The following is a 22997-nucleotide window of genomic DNA, read 5'->3' on the forward strand; positions in this document are numbered from 1 at the left end:
AGGCTATAGCGGCACTGGCGGTCGGGCGCGCCGCCGCCTACCGTGGCGGCACGCGCACGACGGCGTGCGCGGGAGGGGGGCAGCCGTGGAGGAGCGAGCCGCACCGCCGCTGCGCATGACGGCGAAGGAGTTCCACGCACGGCCGGGAGTCGAGGACTGGCGCGTGCTCTACTGGGGCGCGCACGCCTTCTACGCGTGCGACGGCTTCGCCCATGCCGCCCGGCTCGTCGGAGCCGTCGCCCGCGTGGTCGCCGAGGTCGGGCATGAGCCAGACGTCGACGTGCGCCCGCACGGGATCACGCTGCGCACCTTCACGCAGCGCAACGGCAGCCTGAGCGCCATCGACGCCGAGCTCGCACGCCGGGTTTCGGAGGTCGTGCGCGCCGAGGGCGGCAGGCCCGATCCCTCGCAGCTCATGGTGCTCGGGCTCGCGGTCGCGCAGGACCGCGGCGTCGACGTGCGGCCGTTCTGGTCGGCGGTGCTCGGCTACGAGCACGTCGACGACGCGGATGCGATCGATCCGCATCGCCGCAACCCGCACGTGTGGGTCCACGAGCTCGATCCGCCCAAGCCTGGCCGCGGGCGCACCCACATCGACATCTCGGTGCCCGCCGACCAGGCGCGGGCGCGCGTCGACGCGGCGCTCGCGGCCGGCGGCCGACTCGTCGACGCGTCGCCGTACGGCTGGTGGACGATCGCCTCGCCCGAGAACCACGGCATCGACATCGCCGCGTGGCCCGACGTCGAGGACCATGAGGAGGACGCCGCCGCCGACGATGACTAGGCTCGCAGGGTGCCTGACGCCCCTCCGACCCCCGACGGCATCCTGCTCGTCGACAAGCCCGGCGGCATCACGAGCCACACCGCGGTGAGCCGCGCGCGCCGCGCGCTCGGCACCCGCAAGGTCGGTCACGCGGGCACGCTCGACCCGATGGCGACGGGCCTGCTCATCCTCGGCATCGGCCCCTCCACGCGCCTGCTGACGCACATGGTCGGCCTCGACAAGACCTACACCGCGACCATCGCGCTCGGCGCCGCGACGACGACCGACGACGCCGAGGGCGAGGTGACGACGACGGCGGATGCGTCGCACGTGTCGCGCGCGGACCTCGCGGGCCCGATGGCTGCCCTCACGGGCGACATCGAGCAGGTGCCGTCGGCGGTGAGCGCGATCAAGGTCGACGGGCAGCGGGCCTACGACCGCGTGCGCGCCGGCGAGGAGGTCGAGCTCCGCGCACGGCCCGTCACCGTCGCCCGGTTCGACGTGCTCGCGTTCCGGCCCGGCGCGCGCGCCGAGGTCGACGTCGTCGTCGACTGCTCGAGCGGCACGTACATCCGCGCGCTCGCCCGCGACCTCGGCGAGGCGCTCGGCGTCGGCGGGCACCTGACGGCGCTGCGCCGCACGCGCATCGGGCCGTTCGCGGTCGCGGGCGCGCCGCTCGCCGACGCGCTGCCCGAGCCGGCCGCGGCCCTGCTGCTGCCGCCCGCCGCAGCCGCATCCCGCATCCTGCCGGTCGCTCGGCTCGACGACGAGCGCGCCGCTAACCTCGCGCACGGCCGCCGCACGCCCGCCCTCGCGGGCGAGCACGGCGTCGTCGCGGCCGTGCACGGCGACCGGCTCGTCGGCATCGCCCGCGTCTCGGGCAACCGGCTGCTGCCGGTGACGAACTTCCCGACCTGACCTGGAGGACGAGTGATCAGCTGGCTCATGCTCGCGCAGGCGATCGCGCTCGGCGCGATCGGCGCCGTCGTCGCGATCGCCGGGATCATGCGCAGGCCCTTCGGTGACTGGGTGCTGGGCGCCGCTGCGCTCACGTTCCTGACGCTCGTCGTGCAGGTCGTGGCGTCGATCATCGCGCCGATCGCCGGCGCCGGCCCCACGGGCGACCTGCTCGAGTACTGGACGTACCTCATCACGGCCGTCGTCATCCCGCCGGCCGCGGTGCTGTGGGCGCTCATCGACAAGAAGGGGGAGTGGTCGACCCTCGTCGTGGGGATCGGCATCCTCGCGTGCGCGGTCATGGTCTACCGGATGCACCAGATCTGGTTCGTGCAGGTCGCCTGAGCGCACCCTCCGTCGAGCGGGGCGCCCCGCCGCGCGTAGAATCGATCGAGTGAGCGAACGCAGGCATGCAGGCATCGGGCGCGTCCTCATCGCGGTCTACGCGGTGCTGGCCCTCGCCGCGACGGGGCGCTCGTTCGTGCAGATCGTCCAGCGCTTCGACGAGGCGCCGCTCGCGTACACGCTGAGCGCCGTCGCCGCCGTCGTCTACATCGTCGCGACCGTCGCGCTCGCGATGCGCAGCGACGCCGCGCGCCGCGTCGCGTTCGCGGCAGTGTGCTTCGAGCTCGTCGGTGTGCTCGTCGTCGGCTCGCTGTCGCTGCTGGCACCGGCGCTGTTCGCGCACGACTCGGTCTGGAGCTACTTCGGCATGGGCTACCTGTTCATCCCCGCGGTGCTGCCGTTCCTCGGCCTGTGGTGGCTGCGCGCCAGCCGAGATCGCGAGGTCGCGGCGTGAGCCCGCTCGGCTGGATCGAGGAGCTCGAGGCCGTGCCGAGCGCCGTGACGATCGGCAAGTTCGACGGCGTGCACATCGGCCACCGCCGCATCCTCGAGCAGCTGCGCGCGATCGCCGAGCCCGACGGGCTCGCGGTGACCGTCGTCACGTTCGACCGCAACCCGCTCGAGGTCGTGCGGCCCGACATCGCGCCGCTGCCGCTCGTCTCGCTCGATGACAAGGTCGCGCTCCTGCACGAGGCGGGCGCCGACCGCGTCGTCGTCATCCCCTTCACGAAGGAGGCCGCGTCGCAGGACGCGACGGAGTTCGCCGAGCGCGTGCTCTTCGACGGCCTCGGGGCGCGGGTGCTGCTCGTCGGCGATGACTTCCGCTTCGGCTTCAAGGGCGCCGGCACCCCCGCGCTGCTGCGCGAGCTCGCCGGTCCGCGCGGCGTGCGGGTCGAGTCGATCGACGACATCTGCTTCACCGACGGCCGCCGCGTCTCGTCGACCTGGATCCGCGAGGCGCTCGAGCTCGGCCGCATCCGCGAGGCCAACGAGATGCTGGGCCGCCGGCACCTGCTGCGCGGCGACGTCGTGCGCGGCTTCCAGCGCGGCAAGGCGCTCGGCTACCCGACCGCCAACCTCGGCACGCCCGTCGAGGGCTTCATCCCGGCCGACGGCGTCTACGCCGCGATCGCCCACGTCGACGCCGGCACGTTCCCGGCGGCGGTCTCGATCGGCGACAACCCCACCTTCGACGGCGTCCAGGCGAAGACCGTCGAGGCCTACCTGCTCGACGTCGACCTCGACCTGTACGACCGGCCGATCGAGCTCGAGCTCGTCGACTTCGTGCGGCCGATGCACCGCTTCGAGGGCCTCGAGCAGCTCATCGAGCAGATGGGCCGCGACGTCGCGTTCACGCGCGAGGCGATCGCGGCGCTGCCCGTCGACGACGCCTGATCCGCGCGTCCGGCCGCCGCTGCGCGGCTGCCGCCGCGGCTCGGTAGACTGCCGTGCACCCGCACGCCGCGACACCCCTGGCGGAGACCCGCACCGCGGCCTGAGGAGAAGGATCAGCGTGACCACTTCCAGTCAAGCTCTCGCGCCGGCGCAGCGCGCCGTCCAGCTGCTCGGCGGCGACCTCAGCGAGGTGGCGCTGCGCCGCCACCTCGAGGGCCTGCCGACGGTCGACGCCGTCGGGCTCGAGGCGCGCGCCGCCTCGCTCGGCACCCGCTCGATCAAGACCACCTCCAAGCGCGCGGCCCTCGACCTCGCGATCCGCATGATCGACCTGACGACCCTGCAGGGCGCCGACACGCGCGGCAAGGTGCGCTCGCTCGTGGCGAAGGCGCTCGTGCCCGACGCCTCCGACCCCGCCACTCCGCGCCCGGCCGCGGTGTGCGTCTACGGCGACATGGTCGGCCACGCCGTCGAGGCGCTCGGCGGCGCGTGGAGCGCCGGCAAGGACGACGGCATCAACGTCGCGGCCGTCGCGACTGCGTTCCCCGCCGGGCGCGCGAGCCTCGCCGTCAAGCTGCAGGACACCCGGGACGCCGTCGCCGCGGGCGCCGACGAGATCGACATGGTCATCGACCGCGGCGCCTTCCTCGAGGGCAACTACGGCAAGGTCTTCGACGAGATCGTGCAGACGAAGGACGCCTGCCGCCGCGACGACGGCACCTTCGCGCACCTCAAGGTCATCCTCGAGACGGGCGAGCTCGTCACCTACGACAACGTGCGCCGCGCCTCGTGGCTGTCGATCCTCGCCGGCGGCGACTTCATCAAGACCTCCACCGGCAAGGTGCAGCCGGCGGCGACGCTGCCGGTGACGCTGCTCATGCTGCAGGTCGTGCGCGACTGGGAGCGGCTCTCGGGCGAGCGCATCGGCGTCAAGCCCGCGGGCGGCATCTCGACCGCGAAGGACGCCATCAAGTACCTCGTCACGGTCGCCGAGACCTGCGGCGAGGCGTGGCTCGACCCGCACCTGTTCCGCTTCGGCGCGTCGAGCCTGCTCAACGACGTGCTGCTGCAGCGCCAGAAGCTCGCCACCGGCCGCTACTCCGGCCCCGACTACGTCACGATCGACTGAAGGCCCCGATGACATTCCTCGACTACGCACCGGCTCCCGAGTCGACCTCGATCCTGCACCTGCGGGAGTCCTACGGGCTCTACATCGACGGCGAGTGGCGCGCGGGCTCCGGCACGCCGTTCGCATCCGTCTCGCCCGCGACCGAGCGCGAGATCGCCACCTTCGCCGCCGCCGACGAGGGCGACGTGGATGCGGCGGTCCGCGCAGCGCGCAAGGCCTACGAGCAGGTCTGGGGCCCGATGTCGGGCCGCGACCGCGGCAAGTACCTCTTCCGCATCGCCCGCATCCTCGCCGAGCGCGCGCGCGAGCTCGCGGTCGCCGAGTCGCTCGACAACGGCAAGCCCATCAAGGAGACCCGAGACGCCGACATCCCGCTCGTCTCGCAGTGGTTCTTCCACTGCGCGGGCTGGGCCGACAAGCTCGACTGGGTCGGCCTCGGCGCGAACCCGCGGCCGCACGGCGTCGCCGCGCAGGTCATCCCGTGGAACTTCCCGCTGCTCATGCTGTCGTGGAAGGTGGCCCCGGCGCTCGCCGCGGGCAATACCGTCGTCCTGAAGCCCGCCGAGACGACGCCGCTCACGGCGATGCTGTTCGCCGAGATCTGCGAGCAGGCAGGACTGCCCGCCGGAGTCGTCAACCTCATCACCGGCGCCGGGGAGACGGGCGCGGCGCTCGTGCGCCACCCCGACGTCGACAAGGTCGCCTTCACAGGCTCGACCGCGGTCGGCCGCGAGATCGCGAAGGCGCTCGCCGGCACCGACAAGAAGCTCACGCTCGAGCTCGGCGGCAAGGGCGCGAACATCGTCTTCGACGACGCCCCGCTCGACCAGGCGATCGAGGGCATCGTCAACGGCATCTTCTTCAACCAGGGCCAGGTGTGCTGCGCCGGCAGCCGCCTGCTCGTGCAGGAGAACGTGCACGACGAGGTGATGGATCGCCTCAAGGAGCGCATGGCGACCCTTCGCCTCGGCGACCCGCTCGACAAGAACACCGACGTCGGCGCGATCAACTCCACCGCGCAGCTCGAGCGCATCACGCGCCTCGTCGAGCAGGGCGTCGCCGAGGGTGGCGAGGCGTGGAGCCCGCCGTGCGAGCTGCCGAAGGAGGGCTACTGGTTCGCGCCCACCGTCGTCACCGGCGTCGAGGCGTCGTCGACGATCGCGCGCGAGGAGATCTTCGGGCCGGTGCTGTCGGTGCTCACGTTCCGCACGCCCGACGAGGCGATCGCCAAGGCGAACAACACCCCCTACGGCCTCTCGGCCGGCATCTGGAGCGACAAGGGCTCCCGCGTGCTCGCCGTCGCCGACAAGCTGCGCGCGGGCGTCGTGTGGACGAACACGTTCAACAAGTTCGACCCGGCGAGCCCCTTCGGCGGCTACAAGGAGTCGGGCTACGGCCGCGAGGGCGGCCGGCAGGGCATGCAGGCGTACCTGAAGGCAGGCAAGTGATGGCGACTCCCAAGACGACCACGGCGCAGCGCTCGACCTCGACGGCCGCGCGCACCGCATCCGCGCGCACCGCATCCACGCGCCCTTCGTCCGATCGGCTCAGCGTGCCCAAGACCTACAAGCTCTTCATCGGCGGCGCGTTCCCGCGCTCCGAGTCGGGCCGCACGACCGAGGTGACGGATGCGCGGGGCCGCTTCGTCGCCAACGTCGCGAAGGCGTCGCGGAAGGACGCGCGCGACGCCGTGCGCGCCGCCCGCAAGGCGCAGTCGGGCTGGGCCGGCGCGACCGCCTACAACCGCGGACAGGTGCTCTACCGCATCGCCGAGGTGCTCGAGGGCCGGAAGGCCCAGTTCGTCGACGAGCTCGCGCAGACCGAGGGGCTCACCGCCGCGCGCGCCCAGCGCCAGGTCGAGGACGCGATCGACCTGTGGGTGTGGCACGCGGGCTGGACCGACAAGATCGCCCAGATCGGCGGCAACGCCAACCCGGTCGCCGGGCCCTACTTCAACCTCTCGGTGCCCGAGCCCACGGGCGTCGTCGCGATCGTCGCGCCGCAGCAGCAGGGGCTGCTCGGGCTCACCTCGGTCGTCGCGCCCGCGCTCGTGACCGGCAACGCCGTCGTCGTCGTGCCGAGCGCATCCGCGCCGCTCTCGGCGATCTCGCTCGGCGAGGTGCTCGCGACGAGCGACCTGCCCGGCGGTGTCGTCAACATCCTCACCGGCGATGCGGCCGAGCTCGCGCCGTGGCTCGCGGGCCACGCCGACGTCAACGCGCTCGACCTCACCGGCGCGGGCGACCTCGACTGGGTCGACCTCGAGCAGATCGCCGCCGACACGCTCAAGCGCGTCCTGCGCCCCGAGCCGGGCCTCGCGCCCCAGACGCCGCAGCGCATCCTCGAGCTCACCGAGACGAAGACGGTCTGGCACACCAAGTCGCGCCTGTAGTGCGGCGGTAGCGGTGTCGGGGGGTCACGCGCACGGGATCGGCGGCGCCGATGGGCCGGGCCAGAGCGATGCGTCCGGCCCGGCGGATGCGTCGGCCACGATCCGCGTCGCGGTCGCGTTCGGCATCACCGCCGCCCTGCTCGTGGCGCAGGTGATCGGCTCGATCCTCACCGGCTCGCTCGCGCTGCTCGTCGACACCGTGCACATGCTCACGGATGTCGCGGGGCTCGGCGTCGCGCTCGTCGCGCAGCGGCTGCTGCGCCGACCGCCGACGGGCCGCCGCACGTGGGGGCTCGTGCGCGTCGAGGTGCTCGCGGCGGCCGCGCAGGCGGCGGCGCTGCTGATCGTCGCGCTCGTCGTCGTGATCGAGGGCGTGCGGCGGCTCGGCGAGCCGACCGAGGTGCCGGGGCCGCTGCTGCTCGCGTTCGGCGTCGTCGGGCTCGTCGGCAACCTCGTCTCGCTCGCGGTGCTCGCCGGCGGCCGGGGCTCGAGCCTCAACCTGCGGGCGGCGTTCCTCGAGGTGCTCAACGACGCGATCGGCTCGGTCGCGGTCATCGCCGCGGCCGTCGCCATCTGGTTGTGGGGCTTCCAGCAGGCCGACCTCATCGCGAGCGCGCTCGTGGCGGCCCTCATCGTGCCGCGCTCGATCGCGCTGCTGCGCGCGAGCGGCCGGATCCTGCTCGAGTCGGTGCCGGCCGAGCTCGACCTCGACGACGTGCGCGCGCACCTGCTCGAGATCGAGCACGTCGTCTCGGTGCACGACCTCCACGCCTCGACGCTCGGCACCGGGCTGCACCAGCTGACCGCGCACGTCGTCGTGGAGGAGCGCTGCTTCGCCGACGGCCACGCCCCGCGCGTGCTCGACGCGCTGCAGGAGTGCGCGGCCGAGCACTTCCCGCTCGCGCTCGAGCACGCGACCTTCCAGCTCGAGCCGCCCGGCCACGCCGATCACGAGCCCCACCTGCACGCCTGACCCGCCCCCGCGCATCCGCCCGCACCCGCCGCCGCGGCGGCGAAGCGGGTCGCCCCGACGCGCGGGTCGCACCCCGAGGCAGAGTTGCGGCGAGTTGCGCTCCGCACCGTCGCTCTGGCCCGACTCGCCGCAACGATCGTGCGGGCACGAGGGCACGATCGGTGGACGCGCCGCCACGCCCTCGGGCATCATCGAGCCAGGAGGTGGCGATGGAGCAGACGGCGCGGGTGCCGAACCCGGTGTCGGGGCGACTGGACGACACTGCGCCGCCCGCGACGCCGCTCATGGTCGTGGGCCGCTACCTGTGCGCGCTGTTCCCCCCGACCTGGGTGCTGCTCGCGCTCGCGCTCGGCGAGGAGTCCACCACCTGGCCCGTCATGCTCGGCATGGTCGTCGCCATGTACCTCTGCGCGGCCGCGGCACACGGCTCGTGGTGGCGATCCTCGTGGCCGCTGCCGGCCGGCTGGGTGACGGCAACGCTCGCCCAGGTCGCGGTCGCGGCCGTCGGCGTCGTGGCGAGCATCGTCACCGGCGAGCCGCTCGTCATGGCCTTCGCGATGACGCTCCTCATCGGCGCGGTGCTCGGCGTCGCCGCGCTGCACGCGTGGACGGCGCTGCGGGCGCGCCGCCGCTGACCGGCGCGGCACCAGCACCCCGCGGACATCGAAGCGTCTATCGCGCGTTGCGCCTCAGGCGAGCGCGCGCCGCAGCGCGTCGTAGCCGACCCGCTCGACGATCCCGTCGGCGGCGGCCGCGAGCCGGGCGTCGTCGGTCACCAGCACGTCGGCCTGCAGCGACGCGACGGCGAGCGGCTCCGCATCGCGCACGTCCTCCCAGTCGAGCTGCCCCGCGAGCCTCCAGGCGACCGAGCGCGAGACGCGGTCGGCGAGCAGTCGCACCTTGAGCGCCGCGAGCGCCTCGAGCAGCGCTCGCGCATCCGCCTCGGGCAGGGCGCCCGCGCGCACCTCGGCCCACAGCAGCTGCATCGCCTGCGAGCGCAGCGCGCCCGCGCCCACGAGCTGGTGCTCGCCTGCCGAGAGGCCGTCGCGCACGAGGCGCAGCGCCACGGGCGCGTCGATCGCGAAGCGGGTCATCAGCAGCTCGTCTCGATGAGGTCGGCGTACCAGCGGCAGCCCGCGAGCCACGTGTCGATGCGGATGCGCTCGTCGCGCGCGTGCAGCGTGAGCCGTTCCGATCGGGTCATCGCGAACGGCGTGAAGCGGTACACGCGGTCGGTGATCCGGTGCGCGTGCCGCCCGTCGGTGCCGCCGAGCATGACGTAGGGCACGGTCAGCACGTCCGGCCGCAGCCGGCCGACGGCCGCCGACACGTCCTCCCAGCCGATCCCCGACGACGGGCTCTCCGGGCTCGGCCCGTGACCGTGCAGCACCGTCACCTCGACCGCGTCGTCCGCGATCGCGCGCCGCATCCGCGCGACGGTCTCCGAGACCGACGAGCCGACCGCGATGCGGCAGTTCACGACCGCGACCGCCTCCTCCGCGAGCGCGTTCGGCGCGGCGGCGCCGGCGAGCTGCGTCACGACCGCCGTCGTCGACAGCATCGCGCGCGTCTCGTCCTGCCTCGCGAGGATCCGCTGCACGAGCGGCCGCGCACGGCGCACCCGCCGCAGCACCGCGCCCTGCGGCCCCGACGCATCCGCCCCGAGCAGCTCGAGCATGCGCAGCGTCGCCTCGGGCAGCGCGCGCGGCCAGCGCAGCCGGTCGAGCCGCCGGATCGCCCGCGCGAGCCGCGAGGTCGCGGGCATCGCGGGCGGCGTCGAGGCATGCCCGCCGGCCTGCGCGACCCGCAGCCGCACGTTGGCGAAGCCCTTCTCGGCGACCCCGACGACCGCGACGTCGCGCGCGACCCCCGCGATGGGCGGCTCGATGATCGCCCCGCCCTCGTCGAGCGCCCACGCCGGGCGCACGCCGCGCCGGTCGAGCTCGGCGATCGCGCGCTCGGCACCGGTGCCCATCGTCTCCTCGTCGTGGCCGAAGAGCAGCCACACGTCGCGCTCAGGCGCGAAGCCCGCCTCGAGCAGCGCCTCGACCGCGACGCAGATCGCCACGAGCGAGCCCTTGTCGTCGAGGGTGCCGCGCCCCCAGACGTGGGTCGCGTCGCGGTGCCCGGCATAGGGCGGATGCGTCCAGGCGTCCGCGTCGGGTGCGGGCACGACATCCTGGTGCGCCATGAGCAGCGCCGACGCGCCCTCGCTGCGGCCGGGCCAGCGCGCGAGCAGCGTGTCGCCGACCTGCTCGACCTCGAGCGCCGCGAAGAGGCTCGGGAACCGCTCGCGCAGCGCCTCGTGGAAGGCGGGCAGCTGCTCGGGCGACTCGGTCGGCACGCGCACGAGCGCGATGAGGTGATCGATGGCGTCGTCGGCGATCCGCACGTGCGCAGGCTATCGTCGCGAGCGATGGATCGGCCCGAGGACGAGCGCGGGGATGCCGTGGGCCCCATGCTGGATGACGAGGCGCGCGCGCTGGTCGCGCGGCTGCGCGCGAGCGGCAGCGTGTTCGCCGAGGAGGAGTACGCGGCGCTCCGCGCGCACGCCGAAGCAGCGGCAGATGGCGACGAGGACGCCGCGGCCGATCGCCTCGAGGGCTTCGTCGACCGCCGCGAGCACGGCGAGCGCATCGAGCACATCGTCGAGCACGCGAGGTTCGCCGAGCTGCGCATCCACGTCGACTTCGGCGTCTTCGTGCCCCGCGCGCGCACCGTGCTGCTCGCGAGCATCGCCGCGGAGCGGCTGCGGGAGGTGCGCGACGCGCGGGGCGAGGGAGGCCGCCGGCCGCGGCTGCTCGACTTCGGCTGCGGGGCGGGCCCGATCGCGGCGCTCGCGACCCACCGCGTGCCCGGCATCGAGGTCGTCGCGGTCGACAACGACCGCTATGCGCTCGCGAGCGCCGCGCGCAACCTCCCGCAGGCTCGCCTCGTGCTCGCCGACAGCATCCCCGCGCTCGTCGACGCCGATGCGCGACGCGCGGACGGCGGCGCGCCCGCCGACCCGACCGGCATCAGCGCATCCGCCCCGTTCGACGTCGTCGCCGCGAACCTGCCCTACGTGCCCACCTCGCAGCTGCCGCTGCTGCCGCACGGCACGCTCGAGTCCGAGCCGCGCGCAGCCCTCGACGGCGGTCGCGACGGGCTCGACCCGCTCGGCGAGCACGCGCTGCCGCTCGCGGCGATCCTCGCCGACGACGGCATCCTCGTCACCGAGCTCGCGCCCCACCAGGTCGACGGCGCCATCGAGATCCTCGAGGGCGCCGGTCTCGCCCGCGTCGAGGTGCACCGCGACGACGAGCTCGGTGCCACCGTGCTCGTCGCGGCCCGCTGACAGCGCGCCCGGAGTGCGACCGCCGCGCACCCGCCCGCAGCTAACAGCGCGCCCGTCGCGCAACCGCCCGCAGCTGCCCGCGCGCCCGCCCCGCACCAGCGGCCGCCGCACCGCGTTACCGTGGAGGCCACACGTCGAGGAGGACCCGTGGCCGTCGAGCACAACACCCGCGAGATCGAGGAGGGCGTCGTCACTGACCTGCGCGAGCGCATGTCGTACGGCTCCTACCTGGGGCTCGACACGCTGCTGGCGAGCCAGCACCCGGTGAGCGATCCCGAGCACCACGACGAGCTGCTGTTCATCATCCAGCACCAGACGACCGAGCTGTGGCTCAAGCTCGTCATCCACGAGCTCGACGACGCGCGCACGCTGCTCGCTGCCGACGACCTGGGGGCGGCGCTCAAGCGCATCGCGCGCGTCAAGCACATCCAGGAGGTGCTCACGCAGCAGTGGTCGGTGCTCGCGACCCTCACGCCCACCGAGTACGCGCAGTTCCGCGGCTCGCTCGCGAGCGCCTCCGGGTTCCAGTCGGCGCAGTACCGGCAGGTGGAGTTCGCGCTCGGCAACAAGCACGAGCAGATGCTCAAGGTGTTCGAGGCGAGCCCCGCCGAGCACGCGGCGCTCGAGGCCGAGCTGCACCGGCCGAGCCTCTACGACGAGTTCCTGCGCCACCTCGCGCGAGCCGGCCACGCGGTGCCGACCGAGATCCTCGAACGCGACGTCACGAAGGCGCACGTCTACAACGAGGCGCTCGTGCCGGTGCTGCAGGCGATCTACGAGAGCGCGGGCGAGCAGACGGATGCGGTGCACTGGCGCGCGTACGAGGCGTGCGAGGAGCTCGTCGACCTCGAGGACAACTTCCAGTTCTGGCGCTTCCGGCACCTCCGCACCGTCACCCGCACGATCGGGATGAAGCGCGGCACCGGCGGCTCGAGCGGCGTCGGCTTCCTCCAGCGCGCGCTCGAGCTGACGTTCTTCCCCGAGCTCTACGCCGTCCGCACCCGGATCGGGGCGTGACGGGGCCCGTCGTCGCCCGCGTCGCGCACGCGCGCGTCGCGGGCACCTGGGTGGCGGATGCGCTCGTCGCCCTGAGCGAGACGGGCATCGCCCTCGTCGATGCGGGCAGCGCGACTCCGGAGCCGACGGCCCCGATCCGCATCGACGCGACGCTGCTGCCGCCGATCACCGACGCGCATGTGCACCTCGGGCTCGCCGATGCCGCCGAGGGGAGGCCGACGACGCTCGCGCGCGTCCTCGACCTCGGCTGGGACCCTGCGGCGCTGCCGGCGCTCGTCGCGGCCACGACCGCCGCGCACCCCGGGCTCGACGTGGGAGTTGCCGGCCCCTTCCTCACGGCGCCCGGCGGGTACCCGTCGGATCGCGCATGGGCGCCGCCGGCGGCGGTCGTGGGCGTCGCGACCGCGAGCGACGCGGCGCGCGCCATCCGCGCACGGGCCGCCGCCGGCGCATCCGTCGTCAAGCTCGCGCTCAACAGCGAGGCAGGACCCGTGCCCGACGACGCGCTGCTCGCGGCGATCGCCGCCGAGGCCCGCGCCGCAGGGCTGCCGCTCGTCGCGCACGCGCAGGGCGCCGGGCAGGCCGAGCGCGCGCTCGCGGCCGGCGTCGACGTGCTCGCGCACACCCCGTGGACCGAGCGGCTGAGCGACGCGGTCGTCGCGGCCGCCGCGAAGCGCCAGACGTGGATCTCGACGCTCGCGATGCACGAGCGCGACGGCGACGCGGCGGCCCTCGCCCGCGCGACCGACAACCTCGCCCGCTTCGCCGCAGCCGGGGGAGCGGTCGCCTACGGCTCCGACCTCGGCAACGGCATCGGCCGCCTCGACCTCGACCCGCGGGAGCTCGCGGCGCTGCGCCGCGCGGGCGTCGACGGCGGGGCGCTCGTCGACGCGCTGCTCGCCGAGCGGCTCCTGCCGCCGGGGCCGACCGTGAGCCTGCTGCCGCCGGGCGTCGACGGCGACGCGGCGGTCCTCGCCGCGCTCGATCGCGCCCGACCGACCCACATCCGCTCGATCGCCCAGGAGCTCGCATGACCGACCGCACGGACCTCGACCCAGCTGGCCTCGACCCCGCCGGCCTCGACCGCGCCGACGTCGACCCCGCCGCCCGGAGCGACGCCGACGCCCCGGCGCGCGGCACCGCATCCGCGGCCGCCGCGCTCGACGCCGCCGACCCGCTCGCCGCCCACACGAGCGCGTTCGTGCGCGACGGCGACGTCATCGCCTACCTCGACGGCAACTCCCTCGGACGGCCGCTCGCAGCCCTCCCCGAGCGGTACGGGGCCTTCATCGAGCGCGACTGGGGGCAGCGGCTCATCCGCGCGTGGGACGAGCAGTGGATGGAGCGGCCCTTCGCCCTCGGCGATCGCCTCGGCCGGCTCGTCGGGGCCGCGGCCGGGCAGGCGTTCATCGGCGACTCGACCACCGTGCTGCTCTACAAGCTCGTGCGCGCCGCCGTCGACCACCAGGTCGCGCAGGACCCCGAGCGCACCGAGATCGTGATCGACGACGACAACTTCCCCACCGACCGCTTCGTCGTGGAGGGGGTCGCCGCCGAGCGCGGGCTCACGGTCCGCTGGATCGAGGCGGACCCCGCCGCCGGGGTGGCGCTCGAGCAGGTGCGCGAGGCGGTCGGGGAGCGCACCGCGCTCGTCGTCCTCAGCCACGTCGCGTACCGCTCGGGCTTCGTCGCCGACGTGCCCGCCATCACCGCCGCCGTGCACGAGGCGGGGGCGCTCGTGCTGTGGGACCTCTGCCACTCGACCGGCGTCATCCCCACCGAGCTCGACGCGTGGGGCGCCGATCTCGCCGTCGGGTGCACGTACAAGTACCTGAACGGCGGGCCGGGCTCACCGGCGTTCGGCTACGTCGCCGAGCGGCTGCAGGGCGAGCTCGCCCAGCCCATCCAGGGGTGGATGGGCGCCGCCGACGTCTTCTCGATGGAGCGCCACTACCGCGCGGCGCCGGATCTGCGCCGCTTCCTGAGCGGCACACCGCCCGTGCTCGCGACGGTCGCGCTCGAGGCGATGGTCGAGCTGATCGAGCACGTGGGCATCCCGGCGATCCACGAGAAGTCGATCGCGCTCACGGGCTTCGCCGAGGCCGCGCTCGCCGAGCACGTGCTGCCGCTCGAGGTGGGCGGTCGCCGACCCGTGCTCGCGAGCCCGCCGGCCGGGCCGCACCGGGGCAGCCACCTGACGGTCACGCATCCGTCGTTCCGCGAGGTCAACGCGGCGCTGTGGCGACAGGGCGTCATCGGCGACTTCCGCGCGCCCGACGGCATCCGCATCGGCCTCTCGCCGCTGTCGACGACCTTCGCCGAGGTCGAGGCCGGCATCGCCGCGCTCGGCCGCCAGCTCGCGCGGTCGGGGCGCCCGGCCTGGTGATGCCGCTCGGGCTAGGCTCGAGGCGCGGGGAGATCTCCCGCACCGACCCACGCCGCCCACGAGGCCCCCCGAGGCAATGGAGCCAGCCATGACCGACATCCCCGCCTACAAGCTCGACCCCGCGCCGCAGGGGGAGCACACGATCTCCGGCCCGACGCGCATCGAGCGCGACTCGCTCGGCGAGCTGCCGGTGCCGGCCGACGCCTACTGGGGCATCCACACCGAGCGCGCGCTGCAGAACTTCCCCATCACGGGCCGCTCCATCTCGGTCTACTCCGACCTCGTCAACGCGCTCGCGGTCGTCAAGCAGGCGTGCGCGCGCGCGAACCGCGAGATCGGCTCGCTCGATCCCGACAAGGCCGACCTCATCGACCGCGTCTGCCGACGCATCCGCGGCGGCGAGCTGCACGACCAGTTCAAGGTCGGCGTCATCCAGGGCGGCGCGGGCACCTCGACCAACATGAACACCAACGAGGTCATCGCCAACGCGTGCCTCGTCGAGCTCGGCCACCCCAAGGGCGCGTACGAGCACTTCAGCCCGATCGACGACGTCAACCGCTCGCAGTCGACCAACGACACCTACCCGACCTCCATCAAGGTCGCGATGTCGTTCACGCTGCGCCGCCTGCTCGACGAGCTGGCCCGGCTGACGGATGCGTTCGACCGCAAGGGCGACGAGTTCCGGGACGTGCTCAAGGTCGGCCGCACCCAGCTGCAGGACGCCGTGCCCATGACGCTCGGCCAGGAGTTCCACGGCTTCGCCGTGACGCTGCGCGAGGACTACGACCGCTTGAGCGAGACCATCCAGTGGCTCAGCGAGGTCAACCTCGGCGCGACCGCGATCGGCACCGGCATCACCGCCGACCCCCGCTACGCCGAGGCCGCCGCGCGCCACCTCGCCGAGCTCACGGGCCTCCCGATCGTCACCGCGAGCGACCTCATCGAGGCGACGAGCGACACGGGCGTGTTCATGACCCTCTCGGGCGTGCTCAAGCGCTGCGCCGTGAAGCTCTCGAAGATCTGCAACGACCTGCGGCTGCTCTCGTCGGGGCCGCAGGCCGGCTTCGGCGAGATCATGCTGCCCGCGAAGCAGGCGGGCTCGTCGATCATGCCGGGCAAGGTCAACCCCGTCATCCCCGAGGTCGTGAACCAGGTCGCGTTCGCGGTCATCGGGTCGGATGCGACGGTCACCGCGGCCTCCGAGGGCGGGCAGCTGCAGCTCAACGCCTTCGAGCCCGTGATCGCCCACTCGATCCTGCAGAGCCTGCACTGGATGACGCAGGCGTGCATGACGCTGCGCGTCAACTGCGTCGACGGCATCGAGGCCAACCGCGAGCGGCTCGACGTCATGGTCGGCACGTCGGTCGGCGTGGTCACCGCGCTCACGCCCTACCTCGGCTACGCCGATTCGGCGAAGCTCGCGCACCAGGCGCTCACGAGCCACCAGTCGATCGCCGACCTCGTCGTCGAGGCGGGGCTCATGGATCGCGAGCGGGTCGAGAAGCTGCTGCAGCCGGCGCGGCTGTCGGGCCTCGAGCCCGTCACGCAGTCGATCCCGGTCATCAGCATCGACGACGACGAGTAGCGCCGCTCGGTACGCTCCTCGCGTGAGTGCCCCCGCCCCGCTGTCGCCGCTCGTCCGCACCGGCGGCCCGAACGTCGGGCTCATCCTCGGCGTGATCGGCGTCGTCGTGCTCGGGCTCGCCTCGTTCGGCGTCATCCTCATCCTCGGCGGCGCGATCGGCAGCCCCATCACGGTCGCGCTCGCCGGCGTCATGGCCCTGTTCCCGCTCGGCTTCGTGATCTGGGCGGTGCTCGCGATCGATCGCTGGGAGCCCGAGCCCCGCATCGCGATGTGGTTCTCGGCGCTGTGGGGCGGGGTCGCGGCGGTGCTCCTGACGCTGTGGCTCAACGAGGCGGTGCTGCAGCCGCTCGTCGTGCCGCACCTCGACACGCAGGAGCAGTTCGAGCTCTACGCCACGGTCGTCCAGGCGCCGATCACCGAGGAGCTGTGGAAGGCCGTCCCGGTCGTGATCATGTTCCTGTTCTTCCGCAGGACCTTCGACGGGCCGGTCGACGGCATCGTCTTCGCGGCGCTGTCGGCGGCCGGGTTCGCCTTCACCGAGAACATCCTCTACTTCGGCACCACGCTGTCCGACAGCGGCGACGGCTCGTTCATCTTCTTCCTCCGCGGCATCATGAGCCCGCTGACCCACGCGATCTTCACCGCCGTCGGCGTCGGCCTCGCGCTCGGGCTCACGGCACGGCTGCGCTCGCGGTGGTGGATGCTGCTGACGTTCCCCGCGGGCTACCTCGTCTCGGCCGGCCTGCACGCGCTGTGGAACTCGGCGAGCTTCTGGGTGCCAGGCGGCACGATCGGCTTCTTCGTCTACTACCTCGTCGTGCAGGTGCCGCTGTGCGTGCTCGCGGCGGGGCTCGTGTGGCTGCTGCTGCGGCAGGAGATCCGCATCACCCGCGCGCGGCTGCACGACTACGGGCGCGCCGGCTGGTTCACGCCGCAGGAGGTCGAGCGGCTCGCGTCGGGCGACGGCCGCGCGCTCCTCATGGCCTGGGCGAGGCGGCGCGGGCTCGGCCGGCACATGCACGCCTACATCCAGACGGCGACCCGCCTCGCCAACCACCGGCAGCGCGCGCTCGTCGGCCGGCACGTCACCGGCCACGCCGCCGACGAGGCGTCGCTGCTCGCGACGCTCATGCACCACCGGCGCTCGATGCTCGGCGCCGCGCTCGGACCGTCGGTGCACGCGCCGCTCGGCGCACCGGTCGCCGCGCGGACGGGGGAGCGCGTGCAGCGCTTCGGCGACCTCGAGGGCTGGCCGCCCCGTCGATGAGCTGCGCCCCGCGGTCGCCGGATCCCTGGTAGTCTTGGCCGGTTGCCGTGAATCGGCCGCGGACAAAGAGCGCTCGTGCACTGGGCACGGGCACCGCGCTGCGAGGAGAGAGGGGTCTCACACATGAGCCTGAACGCAGAGATCAAGAAGGCCATCATCGAGGAGTACGCCACGCACGAGGGCGACACCGGGAGCCCCGAGGTGCAGGTCGCGATCCTGTCGCGCCGCATCAAGGACCTCACCGAGCACCTGAAGGAGCACAAGCACGACCACCACTCGCGTCGTGGCCTGCTGCTGCTCGTCGGTCAGCGTCGCCGCCTGCTCGGCTACCTCCAGGACGTCGACATCGAGCGCTACCGCTCGCTGATCGAGCGCCTGGGCCTCCGCCGCTGAGCGCCATCTGAAGCGTCCAGGAAGGGCCGATCCCGCGGGATCGGCCCTTCCTGCTGTTTCGGGGCGCGGGCTGGTAGCCTTGGCGCGGCCGCATCTGCGGCCGTCGCGCGCCCGCTCGCACCCGCTCAGGGCTGGTCGTTGGTGGAGGACGCCGAAGTCGCTTCGACCTCCTCCACTGATGACCACTCCGTGCCGCGAAGGCGCACGACCGCGAAGTCGTGCCCTCCCCGGGCACAGGAGAGGAGAGGCCTTCATGGAAGGTCCTGAGATCACGTTCGCCGAGGCTGTCATCGACAACGGCCGCTTCGGCACCCGCACCGTCCGGTTCGAGACCGGCCGGCTCGCGCAGCAGGCGCAGGGCGCCGCTGTCGCCTACATCGACGAAGAGACCATGCTGCTGAGCGCGACGAGCGTCTCGAAGCAGCCGAAGGACCACTTCGACTTCTTCCCGCTCACGGTCGACGTCGAGGAGCGCATGTACGCCGCGGGCCGCATCCCCGGCTCGTTCTTCCGTCGCGAGGGCCGCCCCTCGACCGACGCCATCCTCACGTGCCGCCTCATCGACCGGCCGCTGCGCCCGTCGTTCGTCGAGGGCATCCGCAACGAGGTGCAGGTCGTCGTCACGGTGCTCGCGATCGAGCCCGACGAGCTCTACGACGTGCTCGCCATCAACGCCGCGTCCATGTCGACGCAGCTCTCGGGCCTGCCGTTCGACGGCCCCATCGGCGGTGTGCGCGTCGCGCTCATCGACGGCCAGTGGGTCGCGTTCCCCAAGCACTCGCAGCTCGAGCAGGCCGTGTTCAACATGGTCGTCGCCGGCCGCGTGGTCACGGATGCGGCGGGCGTCGAGGACGTCGCGATCATGATGGTCGAGGCCGAGGCCACCGACAACGCGTGGGAGCTCATCGAGGGCGGCGCCGTCAAGCCGACCGAGGAGGTCGTGGCCCAGGGCCTCGAGGCCTCGAAGCCCTTCATCAAGCAGCTCGTCGCCGCGCAGGCCGAGGTCGCGAAGACCGCCGCCAAGGAGACGCAGGAGTACCCGCTCTTCCCGCCGTACTCGGACGAGGCTCTCTCGGCCGTCCGCGAGCTCGCGAAGGACCGCCTGTCGGAGGTCTACCAGATCGCCGGCAAGCTCGAGCGCCAGGACGCCGACGACGCGCTCAAGGAGCAGGTCAAGCAGGAGATCAACGCGCGCATCGAGCGCGGCGAGCTCGAGCCGAGCGTCGCGACGCAGGTCTCGGGTGCCTACAAGGCGGTGACGAAGGAGGTCGTCCGCGGCCGCATCCTCACCGAGGGCGTCCGCATGGACGGCCGCGGCCTGGCCGACATCCGCCCGCTCGACGCCGAGGTCGCGGTCGTGCCGCGCGTGCACGGCTCCGCGATCTTCCAGCGCGGCGAGACGCAGATCATGGGCATCACGACGCTCAACATGCTCAAGCTCGAGCAGCAGATCGACTCGCTCTCGCCGGTCACGTCGAAGCGCTACATGCACAACTACAACTTCCCGCCGTACTCGACGGGCGAGACGGGCCGCGTCGGCAGCCCGAAGCGCCGCGAGATCGGCCACGGCGCGCTCGCCGAGCGGGCGCTCGTGCCGGTGCTGCCGAGCCGCGAGGAGTTCCCCTACGCGATCCGTCAGGTCTCGGAGGCGCTCGGCTCGAACGGCTCGACGTCGATGGGCTCGGTGTGCGCCTCGACGCTCGCGCTGCTCAACGCCGGCGTGCCGCTCAAGGCGCCCGTCGCGGGCATCGCGATGGGCCTCGTCTCGGACGAGGTCGACGGCGAGACCCGCTACGCGGCGCTCACCGACATCCTCGGTGCCGAGGACGCGCTCGGCGACATGGACTTCAAGGTCGCCGGCACGCCCGAGTTCGTCACGGCGATCCAGCTCGACACGAAGCTCTCCGGCCTGCCCGCCTCGGTGCTGGGCGGCGCGCTGACGCAGGCGAAGGAGGCGCGCACCAAGATCCTCGAGGTCCTGAACGCCGCGATCGACGCCCCCGACGAGATGGCGCCCACCGCGCCGCGCGTCATCAGCGTGCAGATCCCGGTCGACAAGATCGGCGAGCTCATCGGCCCCAAGGGCAAGACGATCAACCAGATCCAGGACGACACGGGCGCCCAGATCTCGATCGAGGACACCGGTGTGGTCTACATCGGCGCTGTCGACGGCCCCTCGGCCGAGGCCGCGCGCGCCGCGGTCAACGCGATCGCCAACCCCCTCAACCCCGAGGTGGGCGAGCGGTACCTCGGCACCGTCGTGAAGATCGCGTCGTTCGGCGCGTTCGTCTCGCTGCTGCCGGGTCGCGACGGCCTGCTGCACGTCACCGCCATGCGCGCCCTCAACGGCGGCAAGCGCATCGAGTCGGTCGAGGACGTCGTCTCCGTCGGCCAGAAGCTGCAGGTCGAGATCACGAAGATCGACGACCGCGGCAAGCTCTCGCTCGAGATCGTCGACGAGTCGGAGCCGGTCGCCCCGGTCACGGCCGGCGGCGACGCCGAGTCGTCGGTCTCCTCGGTCTCGGCCGACTCCGCCGAGTAGCCGACTCCCGCACGACGACGGATGCCCCCACCACCCGGTGGGGGCATCCGTCGTCTCCGCCCCTGCCCGCTCGCTGGTCGAGGAGCGCGCAGCGCAGCCGCACGCGTCACGAGACCACCTGCCCCCTCGCTGGTCGAGGAGCGCGCGGCGGAGCCGCACGCGTCACGAGACCACCTGCCCCCTCGCTGGTCGAGGAGCGCGCGGCGGAGCCGCACGCGTCACGAGACCACCCTGCCCGCTCGCTGGTCGAGGAGCGGGCGGCGGAGCCGCACGCGTCACGGGACCACCCCGCCCCCTCGCTGGTCGAGGAGCGCGCGGCGGAGCCGCACGCGTCACGAGACCACCCCGCCCCCTCGCTGGTCGAGGAGCGCGCGGCGGAGCCGCACGCGTCACGAGACCCCCGCCCCACAGCGCGCACGCCCCACGAGGCCCGCCCCGCCCCCACGCCGTAGACTGGCCGGATGCCCGCCGTCCTCCTCCCGCTCGAGACCCCCGAGATCGTCGTCAGCGCCGCAGGCGGCACCGTGGTGCGCCGCAGCGTGCTGCCGAGCGGCGTGCGCGTGCTCACCGAGCAGGTGCCGGGGGCCGCGAGCGCCTCCGTCGGCTTCTGGGTGCCGGTCGGCTCCCGCGACGAGCGCGACGACGCGCGCGGCGCGACGCACTTCCTCGAGCACCTGCTGTTCAAGGGCACGCGCACGCGCAGCGCCTTCGACATCGCGGTGGCGTTCGACGAGGTGGGCGGCGAGCACAACGCGCTCACCGCCAAGGAGCACACCTGCTACTACGCGAAGGTGCGCGACCGGGATCTCGGGATGGCCGTCGACGTGCTCGCCGACATGATCACGTCGTCGCTGCTCGACGCGGAGGAGTTCGAGCGCGAGCGCGAGGTCATCCTCGAGGAGCTCGCGATGGCCGACGACGACCCGGGCGACGTGGCGGGGGAGCGGCTCAGCGAGCTCGTGCACGGCCTCGAAGCGCCGCTCGGCCGGCCGATCGGCGGCACGAACGAATCGATCCGCGCCGTCTCGCGCGACCGCGTCGCCGAGCACTACCGCGAGCACTACGCGCCGAGCGAGCTCGTCGTCACCGTCGCCGGCGCCGTCGACCACGACGCCGTCGTCGCGCAGCTGCAGGATGCGCTGCACCGCTACGGCTGGTCGCTCGGCGAGGCGGCGCCCGCGCCGCGCCGCGACAGCGCGCCGCAGCCGTACACCGACGGCGGGCTCACGGTGGTGCGCCGACCGCTCGAGCAGGTGAGCCTCATGCTCGGCACGCCGGGCCTCACTGCCGACGACCCGCGCCGCAGCACCATGGCGGTGCTGAACGCGGTGCTCGGCGCCGGGATGTCGTCGCGCCTGTTCCAGGAGATCCGCGAGCGGCGGGGGCTCGCCTACTCCGTCTACTCGTTCGCGTCCGGCTATGCCGACGCCGGCCTCATGGGCATGGCTGCGGCCTGCCAGCCGCACAAGACCCTCGAGGTGGCCGAGCTCATGCTCGGCGAGCTCGAGCGCCTCGCCGAGGGCGCATCGGAGGAGGAGCTGCGCCGGGCGAAGGGGCAGCTCGCCGGCGGCTCGGCGCTCGCGCTCGAGGAGAGCGACACGCGCATGGCGCGGCTCGGCCGCGCCGAGCTGACGCTCGGGGAGTTCCTCGACATCGACGCCACGCTCGAGCGCATCGAGCGCGTCACGGATGCGGATCTGCGCGCGCTCGCGGCCGAGCTCGCCGCAGGTCCCCGGTCGATCGCCGCAGTGGGCCAGGTGCCCGACGGGCTCGAGCGGCTCGTCGCGTCGGCGGATCGGGGTACGGTGGAGGAAGCGGTCCCAGCCGCTCGCTAGGCGGACGCGGAGGCGTCCGAGGTCACGACATCGGGCGCATCGCTGCGCCCAGCCGGAGGAAGCGATGGCGCATCTGCTCTACCTGGTCCGACACGGAGAGCAGCTCGACGCGGAGCACGGCGTCGACGACGGCCGGCTCTCGGCCCGCGGCGTGCGGCAGGCCCAGGCGATCGCGCAGCGGCTCTCGGGCGTGCACTTCGACCACGCATGGACCTCCCCGCTCCAGCGGGCGACCGAGACGGCGGCGATCATGCAGCAGCGCCTGCCCGCGGTGGAGTTCGAGAAGTCGTCGCTGCTGCTCGACTGCATCCCGTCGGGGCTCACCGCCGATACGCCGGCGGGCTTCCACCCGTTCCTGAAGAGCGTGCGCCCGGCCGAGGCAGAGGCGGGCGCGGCGCAGATGCACGATGCCGGTCAGCAGTGGCTGCGGCCCTCCCGCGGCGACGTCAACGAGCTCATCATCACGCACAACTTCGTCATCGGCTGGTTCGTGCGCGAGGTCATGCAGTCGCCGTCATGGCAGTGGATGAGCCTCAACCAGGCCAACTGCGGCCTGACGATCATCCGCCGCCGCACGGGCAAGCCGCCGCAGCTGCTCGTGCACAACGACCTCGGTCACCTGCCGCCCGAGGACCGCACGGGCCTGCCCCTCCCGCAGCCCTACTGACGCATCCGCCGCCC

At 73.3% G+C, this 22997-nt stretch carries 22 protein-coding genes; 20 read left to right on the plus strand and 2 right to left on the minus strand.

What is annotated here, in order from left to right; genetic code table 11:
- The first annotated feature begins 85 nt into the window (after positions 1–85).
- From BLT67_RS11785 to BLT67_RS11830, 10 genes are all read left to right on the plus strand, one after another.
- Entirely contained in the window at positions 86–784 is a 699-nt protein-coding gene (locus BLT67_RS11785) for a VOC family protein (protein ID WP_092667193.1), read from the plus strand.
- Positions 785–793: 9 nt separating this feature from the next.
- Positions 794–1681 carry a tRNA pseudouridine(55) synthase TruB gene (truB, locus tag BLT67_RS11790; RefSeq protein WP_092667194.1) on the plus strand — a complete coding sequence of 296 codons (888 nt, stop codon included), beginning with the start codon at positions 794–796 and terminating at the stop codon, positions 1679–1681.
- Positions 1682–1693: 12 nt separating this feature from the next.
- Positions 1694–2065: a hypothetical protein gene (locus BLT67_RS11795; protein ID WP_092667195.1), complete on the plus strand. Its 372-nt coding sequence runs from the start codon at positions 1694–1696 to the stop codon at positions 2063–2065.
- 40 nt (positions 2066–2105) lie between these two features.
- Positions 2106–2519 (plus strand): hypothetical protein, encoded by a 414-nt coding sequence (locus tag BLT67_RS11800; protein ID WP_231945661.1) that lies wholly within the window; start codon positions 2106–2108, stop codon positions 2517–2519.
- Complete coding sequence (locus tag BLT67_RS11805) at positions 2516–3460, plus strand: bifunctional riboflavin kinase/FAD synthetase (RefSeq protein ID WP_092667197.1); 945 nt, start codon at positions 2516–2518, stop codon at positions 3458–3460. The genes BLT67_RS11800 and BLT67_RS11805 overlap by 4 nt, the downstream gene beginning before the upstream one ends.
- 118 nt (positions 3461–3578) lie before the next feature.
- On the plus strand, positions 3579–4589 hold the full coding sequence (gene deoC, locus BLT67_RS11810) for a deoxyribose-phosphate aldolase (protein ID WP_092667198.1): 1011 nt from the start codon (positions 3579–3581) through the stop codon (positions 4587–4589).
- Between the two features lie 8 nt (positions 4590–4597).
- Positions 4598–6037 (plus strand): aldehyde dehydrogenase family protein, encoded by a 1440-nt coding sequence (locus BLT67_RS11815; protein ID WP_092667199.1) that lies wholly within the window; start codon positions 4598–4600, stop codon positions 6035–6037.
- Positions 6037–6981, plus strand: a complete 945-nt coding sequence (locus tag BLT67_RS11820; protein ID WP_092667200.1) for an aldehyde dehydrogenase family protein — start codon at positions 6037–6039, stop codon at positions 6979–6981. The genes BLT67_RS11815 and BLT67_RS11820 overlap by 1 nt, the downstream gene beginning before the upstream one ends.
- A 13-nt stretch (positions 6982–6994) precedes the next feature.
- Positions 6995–7954 carry a cation diffusion facilitator family transporter gene (locus tag BLT67_RS11825; protein WP_092667201.1) on the plus strand — a complete coding sequence of 320 codons (960 nt, stop codon included), beginning with the start codon at positions 6995–6997 and terminating at the stop codon, positions 7952–7954.
- 209 nt (positions 7955–8163) lie between these two features.
- The gene (locus tag BLT67_RS11830) at positions 8164–8589 is read left to right on the plus strand and encodes a hypothetical protein (RefSeq protein WP_092667202.1); all 426 of its coding nucleotides are present in this window, start codon (positions 8164–8166) and stop codon (positions 8587–8589) included.
- 54 nt (positions 8590–8643) lie between these two features.
- Here BLT67_RS11830 and BLT67_RS11835 read toward each other — a convergent pair whose 3' ends face one another.
- Entirely contained in the window at positions 8644–9048 is a 405-nt protein-coding gene (locus BLT67_RS11835; protein WP_092667203.1) for a hypothetical protein, read from the minus strand.
- Positions 9048–10346, minus strand: a complete 1299-nt coding sequence (locus BLT67_RS11840; protein WP_231945491.1) for a M20/M25/M40 family metallo-hydrolase — start codon at positions 10344–10346, stop codon at positions 9048–9050. The genes BLT67_RS11835 and BLT67_RS11840 overlap by 1 nt, the downstream gene beginning before the upstream one ends.
- Positions 10347–10370: 24 nt before the next feature.
- Between BLT67_RS11840 and BLT67_RS11845 the strand changes: the two genes are divergently transcribed.
- The 10 genes from BLT67_RS11845 to BLT67_RS11890 all read left to right on the plus strand — a co-directional run bounded on the left by BLT67_RS11845 (position 10371) and on the right by BLT67_RS11890 (position 22983).
- Positions 10371–11291 carry a N5-glutamine methyltransferase family protein gene (locus BLT67_RS11845; protein WP_092667204.1) on the plus strand — a complete coding sequence of 307 codons (921 nt, stop codon included), beginning with the start codon at positions 10371–10373 and terminating at the stop codon, positions 11289–11291.
- Between the two features lie 147 nt (positions 11292–11438).
- Positions 11439–12308: a tryptophan 2,3-dioxygenase gene (locus tag BLT67_RS11850; protein ID WP_092667205.1), complete on the plus strand. Its 870-nt coding sequence runs from the start codon at positions 11439–11441 to the stop codon at positions 12306–12308.
- Positions 12305–13342, plus strand: coding sequence for a hypothetical protein (locus BLT67_RS11855; protein ID WP_092667206.1), 1038 nt, complete (start codon positions 12305–12307; stop codon positions 13340–13342). Before BLT67_RS11850 ends, BLT67_RS11855 begins: the two co-directional genes overlap by 4 nt.
- Complete coding sequence (locus BLT67_RS11860) at positions 13339–14694, plus strand: kynureninase (protein WP_092667207.1); 1356 nt, start codon at positions 13339–13341, stop codon at positions 14692–14694. The genes BLT67_RS11855 and BLT67_RS11860 overlap by 4 nt, the downstream gene beginning before the upstream one ends.
- Positions 14695–14782: 88 nt before the next feature.
- Positions 14783–16279 (plus strand): aspartate ammonia-lyase, encoded by a 1497-nt coding sequence (locus BLT67_RS11865; RefSeq protein WP_172802020.1) that lies wholly within the window; start codon positions 14783–14785, stop codon positions 16277–16279.
- A gap of 22 nt (positions 16280–16301) precedes the next feature.
- On the plus strand, positions 16302–17546 hold the full coding sequence (locus tag BLT67_RS11870) for a PrsW family intramembrane metalloprotease (RefSeq protein ID WP_092667209.1): 1245 nt from the start codon (positions 16302–16304) through the stop codon (positions 17544–17546).
- 123 nt (positions 17547–17669) lie between these two features.
- Positions 17670–17939 carry a 30S ribosomal protein S15 gene (gene rpsO, locus BLT67_RS11875; protein ID WP_092667210.1) on the plus strand — a complete coding sequence of 90 codons (270 nt, stop codon included), beginning with the start codon at positions 17670–17672 and terminating at the stop codon, positions 17937–17939.
- Between the two features lie 253 nt (positions 17940–18192).
- Positions 18193–20481, plus strand: a complete 2289-nt coding sequence (locus BLT67_RS11880; RefSeq protein ID WP_092667211.1) for a polyribonucleotide nucleotidyltransferase — start codon at positions 18193–18195, stop codon at positions 20479–20481.
- A 461-nt stretch (positions 20482–20942) separates the two neighbouring features.
- Positions 20943–22316: a M16 family metallopeptidase gene (locus tag BLT67_RS11885; RefSeq protein WP_092667212.1), complete on the plus strand. Its 1374-nt coding sequence runs from the start codon at positions 20943–20945 to the stop codon at positions 22314–22316.
- A gap of 64 nt (positions 22317–22380) precedes the next feature.
- On the plus strand, positions 22381–22983 hold the full coding sequence (locus tag BLT67_RS11890; RefSeq protein ID WP_092667213.1) for a histidine phosphatase family protein: 603 nt from the start codon (positions 22381–22383) through the stop codon (positions 22981–22983).
- Positions 22984–22997 lie beyond the last annotated feature (14 nt).

The organism is Agrococcus carbonis (assembly GCF_900104705.1).
Taxonomy (GTDB): Bacteria; Actinomycetota; Actinomycetes; order Actinomycetales; family Microbacteriaceae; genus Agrococcus; species Agrococcus carbonis.

Coding starts and splice junctions, on each gene's coding strand:
- BLT67_RS11880 (WP_092667211.1), top strand. CDS start 18,193: ATGGAAGGTCCTGAGATCACGTTCGCCGAGGCTGTCATCGACAACGGC.
- BLT67_RS11865 (WP_172802020.1), top strand. CDS start 14,783: ATGACCGACATCCCCGCCTACAAGCTCGACCCCGCGCCGCAGGGGGAG.
- BLT67_RS11890 (WP_092667213.1), top strand. CDS start 22,381: ATGGCGCATCTGCTCTACCTGGTCCGACACGGAGAGCAGCTCGACGCG.
- BLT67_RS11885 (WP_092667212.1), top strand. CDS start 20,943: ATGCCCGCCGTCCTCCTCCCGCTCGAGACCCCCGAGATCGTCGTCAGC.
- rpsO (WP_092667210.1), top strand. CDS start 17,670: ATGAGCCTGAACGCAGAGATCAAGAAGGCCATCATCGAGGAGTACGCC.
- BLT67_RS11830 (WP_092667202.1), top strand. CDS start 8,164: ATGGAGCAGACGGCGCGGGTGCCGAACCCGGTGTCGGGGCGACTGGAC.
- BLT67_RS11815 (WP_092667199.1), top strand. CDS start 4,598: ATGACATTCCTCGACTACGCACCGGCTCCCGAGTCGACCTCGATCCTG.
- BLT67_RS11845 (WP_092667204.1), top strand. CDS start 10,371: ATGGATCGGCCCGAGGACGAGCGCGGGGATGCCGTGGGCCCCATGCTG.
- BLT67_RS11820 (WP_092667200.1), top strand. CDS start 6,037: ATGGCGACTCCCAAGACGACCACGGCGCAGCGCTCGACCTCGACGGCC.
- BLT67_RS11835 (WP_092667203.1), bottom strand. CDS start 9,048: ATGACCCGCTTCGCGATCGACGCGCCCGTGGCGCTGCGCCTCGTGCGC.
- BLT67_RS11860 (WP_092667207.1), top strand. CDS start 13,339: ATGACCGACCGCACGGACCTCGACCCAGCTGGCCTCGACCCCGCCGGC.